The sequence below is a fragment of the Microcystis sp. M079S1 genome (genome assembly GCF_020246425.1).
Classification (GTDB): Bacteria; Cyanobacteriota; Cyanobacteriia; order Cyanobacteriales; family Microcystaceae; genus Microcystis; species Microcystis aeruginosa.
This window is the reverse complement of record NZ_JADBSZ010000164.1, coordinates 1-9,023: the sequence shown is the minus strand read 5'-3', so window position 1 is coordinate 9,023 and position 9,023 is coordinate 1. Positions and strand designations below refer to the sequence as shown.

Annotated in this window: 16 protein-coding genes; 2 read left to right on the top strand and 14 right to left on the bottom strand. The window is 42.9% G+C overall.

Features of this window, described 5'->3' with window-relative positions:
* On the top strand, nt 1-886 hold an 886-nt coding region (locus IM456_RS10690; RefSeq protein WP_287705264.1), incomplete at its 5' end, for a bluetail domain-containing putative surface protein.
* A gap of 68 nt (nt 887-954) precedes the next feature.
* Nucleotides 955-1,116 (top strand): element excision factor XisI family protein, encoded by a 162-nt coding sequence (locus IM456_RS10685; protein ID WP_149988557.1) that lies wholly within the window; start codon nt 955-957, stop codon nt 1,114-1,116.
* 179 nt (nt 1,117-1,295) lie between these two features.
* On the opposite strand, the gene IM456_RS23310 is transcribed toward IM456_RS10685, so the two are convergent.
* From IM456_RS23310 to IM456_RS10620, 14 genes are all read right to left on the bottom strand, one after another.
* The gene (locus IM456_RS23310; protein WP_306342221.1) at nt 1,296-1,496 is read right to left on the bottom strand and encodes a hypothetical protein; all 201 of its coding nucleotides are present in this window, start codon (nt 1,494-1,496) and stop codon (nt 1,296-1,298) included.
* Nucleotides 1,497-1,551: 55 nt separating this feature from the next.
* A complete protein-coding gene (locus tag IM456_RS10680) occupies nt 1,552-2,013 on the bottom strand; it encodes a BsaWI family type II restriction enzyme (RefSeq protein WP_502845905.1) in 462 nt (153 codons plus the stop codon).
* 234 nt (nt 2,014-2,247) lie between these two features.
* Nucleotides 2,248-3,027, bottom strand: coding sequence for an HNH endonuclease (locus tag IM456_RS10675; RefSeq protein WP_287692393.1), 780 nt, complete (start codon nt 3,025-3,027; stop codon nt 2,248-2,250).
* A gap of 40 nt (nt 3,028-3,067) precedes the next feature.
* Nucleotides 3,068-4,153 carry an alanine dehydrogenase gene (gene ald, locus IM456_RS10670; protein WP_287692392.1) on the bottom strand — a complete coding sequence of 362 codons (1,086 nt, stop codon included), beginning with the start codon at nt 4,151-4,153 and terminating at the stop codon, nt 3,068-3,070.
* 284 nt (nt 4,154-4,437) lie between these two features.
* The gene (locus IM456_RS10665) at nt 4,438-4,740 is read right to left on the bottom strand and encodes a DUF3181 family protein (RefSeq protein ID WP_002761852.1); all 303 of its coding nucleotides are present in this window, start codon (nt 4,738-4,740) and stop codon (nt 4,438-4,440) included.
* Entirely contained in the window at nt 4,733-4,987 is a 255-nt protein-coding gene (locus IM456_RS10660; protein WP_002761850.1) for a hypothetical protein, read from the bottom strand. Before IM456_RS10660 ends, IM456_RS10665 begins: the two co-directional genes overlap by 8 nt.
* A 120-nt stretch (nt 4,988-5,107) precedes the next feature.
* Nucleotides 5,108-6,976 carry a cation:proton antiporter gene (locus IM456_RS10655; RefSeq protein WP_149988445.1) on the bottom strand — a complete coding sequence of 623 codons (1,869 nt, stop codon included), beginning with the start codon at nt 6,974-6,976 and terminating at the stop codon, nt 5,108-5,110.
* Between the two features lie 209 nt (nt 6,977-7,185).
* Complete coding sequence (locus IM456_RS10650; RefSeq protein WP_149988446.1) at nt 7,186-7,317, bottom strand: type II toxin-antitoxin system RelE/ParE family toxin; 132 nt, start codon at nt 7,315-7,317, stop codon at nt 7,186-7,188.
* On the bottom strand, nt 7,317-7,529 hold the full coding sequence (locus IM456_RS10645) for a type II toxin-antitoxin system mRNA interferase toxin, RelE/StbE family (protein ID WP_149988447.1): 213 nt from the start codon (nt 7,527-7,529) through the stop codon (nt 7,317-7,319). The genes IM456_RS10650 and IM456_RS10645 overlap by 1 nt, the downstream gene beginning before the upstream one ends.
* Nucleotides 7,523-7,807: a hypothetical protein gene (locus IM456_RS10640; protein ID WP_149988448.1), complete on the bottom strand. Its 285-nt coding sequence runs from the start codon at nt 7,805-7,807 to the stop codon at nt 7,523-7,525. The genes IM456_RS10645 and IM456_RS10640 overlap by 7 nt, the downstream gene beginning before the upstream one ends.
* A 130-nt stretch (nt 7,808-7,937) precedes the next feature.
* The gene (locus IM456_RS10635) at nt 7,938-8,102 is read right to left on the bottom strand and encodes a hypothetical protein (RefSeq protein ID WP_172970573.1); all 165 of its coding nucleotides are present in this window, start codon (nt 8,100-8,102) and stop codon (nt 7,938-7,940) included.
* A 78-nt stretch (nt 8,103-8,180) separates the two neighbouring features.
* Nucleotides 8,181-8,402, bottom strand: coding sequence for a type II toxin-antitoxin system HicA family toxin (locus IM456_RS10630; RefSeq protein ID WP_149988449.1), 222 nt, complete (start codon nt 8,400-8,402; stop codon nt 8,181-8,183).
* Entirely contained in the window at nt 8,402-8,647 is a 246-nt protein-coding gene (locus IM456_RS10625; RefSeq protein ID WP_149988450.1) for a type II toxin-antitoxin system HicB family antitoxin, read from the bottom strand. The genes IM456_RS10630 and IM456_RS10625 overlap by 1 nt, the downstream gene beginning before the upstream one ends.
* A gap of 152 nt (nt 8,648-8,799) precedes the next feature.
* A partial coding sequence (locus IM456_RS10620; RefSeq protein WP_287692387.1) for a PEP-CTERM sorting domain-containing protein occupies nt 8,800-9,023 on the bottom strand: 224 nt, incomplete at its 5' end.

The window sequence follows — 9,023 nt, the reverse complement described above, 5'->3', positions numbered from 1 at the left end:
GGTAGTAAGTTTTACGACGGGGGAAACCTCAAAAGTAATTACTGTTAACGTTCAGGGAGATACAACAGTAGAACCGAACGAAACCTTTACCGTCACCCTCTCCAATGCCACCAACGGCGCTACTATTACCACCGACACTGCCACGGGAACCATTGAAAATGATGACTTTACAGGTACTTCCGGTTCCGACACCCTTGCGGGAACCTCTGGAGCAGATGCCTTGACTGGATTAGCCGGAAACGATACTTATACGGTAAATGATGCTGGCGATTTGGTCATTGAAGCTCTCAACCAGGGAACCGATACCGTGCAAGCTTCCATTTCCTATACTCTTCCTAACAACGTGGAAAATCTCCTTCTCACCGGTACTGGTAATCTTAATGGCACGGGTAATGCCTTAAATAACCAGATTACAGGGAATAGTGGCAATAATACCCTCAATGGTGCTGCTGGAATCGATACTTTAACCGGTGGGACGGGGACAGACATCTTCATCTTCCAATTGGGTCAGTCCACCTCGACAGCCCTAGACCGAGTTACGGATTTTGCTATTGGTGATGATAAGATTGACCTGCTTAGTCAAACTGGTGCAGCAATTAATGCCCCGGTCGCTTTTACCCGGGCTGCAGATAGCACTGTAACCAATATTAACACCATTGTTACTAACGTCTTTACCGATGCTAATGGGGCAACAGCCGGAAATCAAGCTCTCGGAATTAACAGTGCTGTTTTAGTGCGGGTTACTAATGCTACTACCACTTACCTAATTATCAACGACGGTACGCTTGGTTTCCAAAGTGCTAATGATTGGGTGATTAATCTTACCGGGTTAACGGGTACTTTACCGGCGCTCGGCACTATTGCGGTCAATAGTTTCTTTGTCTAAATTAATGGGGGGGGGATTAATTCTCCCCTTTTAACTGTCTTTGACGATGAAAGTGAGGTAATCGTGCAATGGATACCCGATTAAAATATCAAGGTATTATTAAGAGTGTTCTCCAGAATCATGCTAACTATCGTGCTACCTTACCTGATGGCTACACTTCTCAGGTTATATTTGATGATGAACGAGGACATTATCTAGGGTTTGCTGAAAAAGTTTGTTGGTGGGGTTAGGAGTCGGTCGTCAGGAGTCAGTAGCCGGTCGTTTCAGGCTTTGTTGCCCTCTCTTTTTGTACTAGCCCGTGTACTACAAGAAGGATAATGCCAGGTTTTTGAGGGTCCCAATCCGATTTTCGCAGCATGAACATCGGATTTTAACAGGTCAAAAGCCTTATTTTAAAAGGGTTTTACCATTATTCAGCAAGCCCTAAGTAGGGTCTGCTGAATAAATCTAAAAACCTTGTTGGATAAGACTTTTGGACTTTTTTCCCCTCAAAAAGTGCCGACCATTGGAGTGATTGGGGGGAAAATTCCGGGACTTTTTCTCTGAAAATTAGGTAGTTGACCACCTGAAAATCGATAAAACCCCACACCCCACACCCCACACCCCACACCCTGTCCCCACGAAAAACTTTTTGCCGCAAACCCTATTTAATTCCACCCACCCATTTATAACTTAAAAAAGTCTCTAACAAAATCTACTAATTCTGATAAGGGACTAATAAAATCTTGGGATTTTTGTCTGTTTAAATCCGTCTCTTTTTCATTATCTAATTTTTTGGACAAAAATGCTTTATCAAAAAATTTTAACAATCCTCGTTGTTGAGGATTGTTAATTTCGTTGTAAAAATTAACTGTAACAAAACAGATAAGAGGAATTTCTGGAACATTATAGTTAATGCCGTATTTTTCCTTAATTTTAGAGCCATGATCATTAGCTATTTCTAACAAAAGTTTCCACTTATAGGTTTGCGATGCTCTTTCTCGCAAAGAAGTTTTTAAGGATAAAATTATACATTTAGGATAGGGTATTTCTTGATTATTACCATCACTTATCTTTGCAGAAGTATGGTAAGAATAAATGATCAAATCACAATCTGGTTTTTGTTGTTCTCCATCACCCAATTTAATAGTCGATATATTTTCAAATCCTCGAACAGCAGATTTTTTATTAGTTATATAAATATGTTGATCAATATTCTTGATTTCCTTATTTTTGAGAAAAATATAGATAACCGCATAGGTCAGAAATGTTGAATCTTTACATAAAATTTATACACAAGCTGAAATTGCAAAAGTGTTTTAGAAAAACTAAATCATCAACAAAGTAATGCAATTGAGAATTTAATTTACCTTATCGTACTTTTAGCCCTGAAATATATGATAGCGATGATAGTTTAAAAAATCCAAATCTGGTGAAAAGCGAGCGGGAACATTTAAAGTTTTACCGCGATAGTTGATAAAATTTAGTTCTAACGTCTCACTACCTTGATCCTGAGCCTTTTTTTCGATCTCATGGCCAATAATTAATCTTAAATCCTCATCGAAACTAATTAAACCTCGATCGAAAGCAGCATCATGAGTACGAGCTAGGCACAAGCCATTATGAGGGTTTAAACGCTGTTCAGGAAATTGACTCCAGGGTAATATATGACTAGCTGTTAGTAACAGCGGAATGGGATTTCCTGTAATACAGCAACGATAGTTATATAGGGCTAAAATTGTCTTTCTAAAAAAGTTTTGTCCGATTCTAACTTTTCTGATTGCCTCGTTTTCTGTTTTAATCTTTTCCGAAAAATCAAGTCTGGTAAAATCCTCTTGCTGTTTGTTGATAACTCCTAAAAGAACCTGTAATTTTTCCTCACTTTCTAGGGCTAATTCTGTCCAGTTATCCTCGAACTCTTGCCAGATTTGTCGATCAGTTTTACTGATACCTTTTAACCCCTGTACTCCTCGCAATTGATGCCTGGGATCGAGAGAACCAAAATTACATAATTTCATCACCAGGGCCGATGGTGTTCGCTGTAACTTTTCAGCGACTTCGATAATAACAGGATTATTGGTGTGGAATTGTCCATAGGGAAATTTATAGTATAAATTGAGAGCGATCAGCAGCTCATCCCTTGTCCATAAATTCTTAGTCATAGCCCTTGGAAAATACCACCATCAGCCCTGAAATTACTGCTCAAATCAAATCGGGAAAAACTTCGCGCACTGCTGGATGAATTAACCGATGATTGGCGACATTTAACCCCTTAGCGAGGGAAACATCTTGATCCAAGGCTTTTACCCCATGGTCGGCTAATTTAATAACGTAGGGTAGGGTACTATTATTTAAAGCTTGGGTTGCCGTCCAGGGTACTGCTCCAGGCATATTAGGCACTCCATAATGTACTACTCCCGACTCCAAGTAAGTCGGTTGACTGTGGGAAGTGGCCCGCAGAGTTTCCACGCAGCCCCCTTGGTCCACTGCCACATCGACAATTACAGAACCAGGGTTCATTTTGGCGACTAAAGAGCGAGAAACTAGAGTTGGCGCTCGTTTTCCTAAGACTAGCACTGCCCCAATCAATAAATCGGCCTTAGGAACCACATTTTCTAATTGTGCCGGGCTACTATAAAGCAATTCTACCCTGGAACCGAATAAAGTCTCTAAATAGGCCAAGCGCTCGACGTTAATATCTAAAATAGTTACTTTTGCCCCCATACCGATGGCAATTCTGGCCGCTTCCGTACCCACCACACCCCCGCCAAGGATAACCACTTGTCCAGGACTCACCCCGGGGAAACCCCCCAGTAAAACTCCCCTACCTCCCTGTTGTTTTTCCAGATAGCGGGCCCCAAATTGTACCGAAAGACGACCGGCAATAACACTCATGGGAGTCAAGAGAGGCAAGCGACCATCAGCAAGCTCGACCGTTTCATAAGCGATCGCAGTTGTTCCCGACTCGATTAATGTTTCCGTTAAATAGCGCTCGGCCGCTAGGTGTAAATAGGTGAATAGGAGAGCTTCCTTATTTAAAAAGCCGTATTCTGTCTTAAGCGGCTCTTTTACCTTGACAACTAGCGGTTTATCCCAAACTTGGGCCGCTTTTTCCACAATTTTGGCCCCGGATTTTTGGTAATCCTCATCGCTGAATCCGGCACCCAATCCGGCGGCCGTTTCCACAAACACCCTGTGACCGCGATCATTGAGTACACGCACACTACTAGGACTCAAACCGACGCGAAACTCCTGATCTTTAATCTCTTTGGGGACACCTATTTCCATGGTTTGCTTCTGGGGGACTATTTCTAACTAGGGTATGCTGAAAAAGTTTTTCGGTGGTGGTAGGGTGTGGGGTGTGGGGAAGTGGGGAAGTGGGGAAGTGGGGAAGTGGGGTGTGGGGTGTAGGGTTTTAGCCATTTTCAGGGGAAAAGTCCCTGAATTTTCCCCCGGATCACTCCAATGACCAGTACTTATCGGACAATGTTTTTAGATTTATTCAGCCAACCCTAACTACTTTAGCCTGTTAGTCCTAGTCTGCGAGTTATCGGGCATACTATTGGGTAATTTTAGCGACTTTTTTGGTATTCTTCGAGCAAATCGATTAAATCTATCTGACATTTGCTGGGTAATAAATCCGCTAGGGAAACTTGCAGATGACCTCCTCCGAGGGTGACTTTTATCTCCCGCAGGATAGACATGACTGCATTCTCGCTTAAACTGTCGTTTTCGAGCAAAGGGAAGACTTTTTCGGCAACGACGCTGTGTAAATGTGCTTCCCGGAGATAGAGATGCCATTTAGCCACGTCAATGTAGATATTGTCGCCGATTTGGGCTGCCAGATTTTCGATGTCCTGAGTTGTATTAGCCATGGGATGTTACCGAGTAGTTAGCGATCGCCGCTATATAAATCAAATGTCCCACCAATAGAATAGCCCAAATTCCCGTGAACAGATTCAACCAAGTCCAATCGGAAAATTTGATGATATGAAAAAACCATAACCCTGAATTAATCGCTAAAAAACCCGCCACATGAACGGCGAAATTCATGCGATCATCTAAACGTCGGAAAGCGGGATCGTTTTTGCGATCGGGTTGACGGGGCCAACGAGGAGGCATAAGCAGTGATCAGTTGTCAATTATCAGTTATCAGTGTACCGTTTTTTTAGCTAAGTTAAGCTGAATCTCTGCCCACCCCCCTTGCCTATCCTAACCAAGAAGTTAATTTTGTCCTATTACTTATCTACTGGGGGCAATTTCCACTTCGGGTAAGATTTCTAAAGATAAACGGGTTCTGACAGTGCCAGAAAGACGTTTAAGCAGTTGCGGGCGTAAATCTCGCAGAATATAGATTAATTCGTCTCCGGTGCGCCATTCTTCCCTTTCTGTTACTACCTGTAGGGAATTATCGCGACGCAATAGTAGGGGCAGCAGTTCGCCATTTTCAATTAATTTAGTTAATCTGGTTTGTTGTTCGCTCAAATCATTGCCTTTAAAGATAGTTTTACCCAATTTAATCTGATTATCGTCTAAATACTGATTCCATTCCTTGACCGAAAAACTAGGGAGAAAAACCTGATTAACCTTATTTTTATCTGGGTTAGGGGTTCCCGCAAAGGCAGCCAACACCCGGGGAGGATGAAATTCCTCGCTGGCTCTTTGGGCTAAAACCAGATTAACCTCGCTATTATTAGTCAAAACCAGAAAAGTCCCCATGGATTCGATGCCCGCTTCTTGCAGTATTTTTGTATCAAGTGCGCTACTCTGCAGCACCGTCAAACCGTCGGCTGCCGCTTGCTGACAGGCCCCGGCATCCGTATCGATTAAAACCACGGTTTCCCCTTGTTCTTGGAATAAAGAACCGATTAAGCGACCTAGGGGATTACAACCGACGATTACTGCTCCTGTTGCCGCAGAAGAAGTGATTTTTAGCCCTTTTGCCACCCACCGCGCCGTTAATCCCTGAATAAAAACGGTCATTAAAATTGTTAAAAAGACTAAAGCTTTGATCGCTTCACCGCCATTAATACCGGCACGGGTGAGTAAAATGGCAAATAAAGAAGCTACGGAGGCAGAAACGATTCCCCTAGGGGCAACCCAAGCGATAAATAACTTATGTCGCCAATTTAGATCACTTTTTAGGGTACACAGAGCCACACTCAGGGGACGTACCACCAGCATCAAAACCAACACGGTTAGGACGCTGCCCCAACCCAAAGCGATGACACTGGCGATCGAAAGATCCGCCGCTAGTAAAATAAACAGTACCGACACGCAAAGAGTGGTTAATTGACCCTTAAAACGCCTTAATAACCGCTCATCGGGAACTGCCGCCGCTTTTAGCACAATTCCCGCCATTACCACCGCCATTAACCCCGATTCACTGCGGCTAAATTGTGATAAACCAAATAACCCCCAGACTCCCGCTAAAACCACGAGATTTTTTAGCTCAAAAGTCAGAAAATTGCAAGTTTTTATAATAAAACTTAACAATCCGCCTCCAGCAATGCCGATCGCCGCCCCGATGCCTAAACGCAGGGTTAAACCGGTGATGATTTCCATGGGGCGGGCATGACTATCAATAATCGTATTTAGCACCACTACGGCTAAAATTGCGCCCACAGGGTCGATTAATACCCCTTCCCCTTCCAAAAGCGTCGCCACCCGCCGATCTACGGCTACTTGCTTCAGCAAAGGCCCGATCACCGTCGGACCGGTTACTACCACTAAAGAAGCGTAAAGAAAAGCGATCGGCCAGGGAAATTCCCCCAACCAGTGGGCTGCCATACCGCCACCGATGAGAGTGATGGAAGTACCGAGGGTGACAAGATTGCGTAAACTGCCAGAAACTCGCCCTAATTCCCGTCCGCTTAAGCTTAAACCGCCTTCAAATAGGATAATCGCCACAGAGAGGGCAACAAGGACTTCTAAGCCAATTCCCAGACTTTGGGGGTGTAAAATTTCCCAACCATCGGACCCTAAAGCAATCCCAAAAATAAGCAGGAAGACAATACTGGGAACTTTCAGGTATTCGGCGATGACTTGGGCTGTAATCCCCGCCACCACAGTGATGACAATTTGCAGAGTAAGGGCGAAAGATGGCTCCATGTTTAGCGATCGGTTATCGGCTATCGGTTATCGAGGCGGGGTTATGGTTGGGGTTTAATCATTCTAATTATAGTTTTGATTCCCGCTCCGGCCCGGTCGGGAGGAAATAAGCTAAGACGTATTTTAATCGCTTATTCTTAGATTAGCCGAATCTCCCCCAATCCCTTTACTGTTTCCTCTTGCAAGAGTGCCTGATCTCAACAAGCAATTTAAATGCTAGGAAATCTGTCCAGAATTTGAGCGATCTTTTGGTCGGCCAGTAATTCATCTTGTCTGCCTAAATAGAGCCAAATATCCTGCAAATCTTGCTCCGCTTGCCGTGCAATGGGAAAGCGATTCACTAAATTAACTCCTCTTGAAGTCGCTGTTTTGCAAGCATCTTAATAGTTTCTAACAAATCTCCAACGAGATTATGATCTCGGTATCGCTCTGGTAGTATTTGTTCTTGCACCAGGAGTTCCACTACAGTTTTTAACTTTTCCAAGTCTTTACCCCGTTTTTTCATCCGCCTCAAATCGCGTCGAAAGCGGGTGCTTTCCTGTGGGGTTAACATTCCCCTGTATCCTTGTTCCAATCCTCGAACATCTGCCCAACGCTAGTATAACGCTTAAGACGCTCAGGATGTTTTTCTAGTTCTTCAAGGGCGGCGAGCGTTTCTGTATTAGGAATTTGAACATCAAAGGGAAAACCTTGATGGAAATCGACATCAGATAAGGCTGGATGCTGAATTTTTTGTAGGAGAAGCTGTTGTTCTTCGTCAGTTAAGGAAAGGATAATTTGAGCAAGGGAATCAATTAGTTTAGTATTGATTGCAGCAGCAGCTTGACTCATGATTAAACAAATGATTGGGAGTTAATTAATTATTTGAATCCAGTTTAGCACGAGTTAGCAATTCCTAGCGATCGCCTCTTATTCCAGAAAACGGGTTTCTCAAAGAAACTCGTTTTCTAAGCTATGTTTTTTATAGCTGCGGTCTTCGTCTTTGACGATTTTCAGCTTCTAAGTGACTAATTGCTTCTTCTAATTGTAATCCAACTAATTCCATTTCTTGACAATTGCGGTGTGCTTTTGCCAAAGTTTGTTTAAGTTTATCAGAATCCTGGGGAAGCTGAGGAACAAAATCCATATTTAACTCCATAACAGAAATGCCATCTTCATCTTGCTCAATTAAGAACAGTTTTTAACTTTTCTAAGACAAAATTGTTTAACGTAATTTTTCCCATTCTTCTCTACTAATATTTGCTTGTTGTAAAATTTTAGCCAGCAAGCTTTTACTGATATCTCCTTGGTGTGGATTGGGAATCCAGATTTTTAATTTTCCCTGCACCATATATTGATGATTTCCTCCTACCAGAAGACCAGAAAATCCCAGCTTTCTCAACTGGCGAATTAACTCTTTCCTTTTGATGGGGGCAAAAGGTGGCATCAGGCGATTTTTTGTTGAGGGGTTAGATTGATACCGTCAACAATCGGTAACTGATGTTGTAAGCGCAGTCCTAAAATAAGCCAGCCTTCCAAAACTTCCTGTAACTGTTCCTTAGTAGATTCGAGAGTTGTCCCATTAGCATATACTCCCTCAAATCCCGGAATTTCTCCATAAAAAGTACCGTCTTCTAGAACTTCATAAGTTGCCAGTTCCATTGCTTGTTTTAGATATTTTGTTAGCATCATTGACAGGAATAAAGCTCAGTGATTGTCTCGAAGATTGTCGATTTGATGATCAGTTGTTTTGACCCTGGCGATAATTTTGCCCTGTTTCTCAGCTTACCAGAAAACTGGTTTCTCAAAGAAACCCCCTTTTCTTCTCAAAGAAACCCGTTTTCTCAGTTCCAATGGCGCTTAAATGCCGCTGCCGTTCCTAGTAAGCCTAAAGCCAGCAAACCTAAGCCAGAACTTGATTCAGGAACAGGAACAGGAACAGTCTGGGCAAAGCGAACTTCAGAGAGACCAATAGGCCCTGGTGCTGTCCAACCAACGAACCAATTGTTTGCTACATCAATTCTAGCATATTGGGCTTGAATTAAAGGAAAGGAAAAGATTGTCGCTG

Bases quoted from the DNA above. Each gene is read 5' to 3' on its own strand.
- IM456_RS10685 (WP_149988557.1), top strand. From the start codon at position 955: ATGGATACCCGATTAAAATATCAAGGTATTATTAAGAGTGTTCTCCAG.
- IM456_RS10675 (WP_287692393.1), bottom strand. From the start codon at position 3,027: ATGACTAAGAATTTATGGACAAGGGATGAGCTGCTGATCGCTCTCAAT.
- ald (WP_287692392.1), bottom strand. From the start codon at position 4,153: ATGGAAATAGGTGTCCCCAAAGAGATTAAAGATCAGGAGTTTCGCGTC.
- IM456_RS10665 (WP_002761852.1), bottom strand. From the start codon at position 4,740: ATGGCTAATACAACTCAGGACATCGAAAATCTGGCAGCCCAAATCGGC.
- IM456_RS10660 (WP_002761850.1), bottom strand. From the start codon at position 4,987: ATGCCTCCTCGTTGGCCCCGTCAACCCGATCGCAAAAACGATCCCGCT.
- IM456_RS10655 (WP_149988445.1), bottom strand. From the start codon at position 6,976: ATGGAGCCATCTTTCGCCCTTACTCTGCAAATTGTCATCACTGTGGTG.
- IM456_RS10645 (WP_149988447.1), bottom strand. From the start codon at position 7,529: ATGTTAACCCCACAGGAAAGCACCCGCTTTCGACGCGATTTGAGGCGG.
- IM456_RS10640 (WP_149988448.1), bottom strand. From the start codon at position 7,807: ATGAGTCAAGCTGCTGCTGCAATCAATACTAAACTAATTGATTCCCTT.
- IM456_RS10635 (WP_172970573.1), bottom strand. From the start codon at position 8,102: ATGGATTTTGTTCCTCAGCTTCCCCAGGATTCTGATAAACTTAAACAA.
- IM456_RS10630 (WP_149988449.1), bottom strand. From the start codon at position 8,402: ATGCCACCTTTTGCCCCCATCAAAAGGAAAGAGTTAATTCGCCAGTTG.
- IM456_RS10625 (WP_149988450.1), bottom strand. From the start codon at position 8,647: ATGATGCTAACAAAATATCTAAAACAAGCAATGGAACTGGCAACTTAT.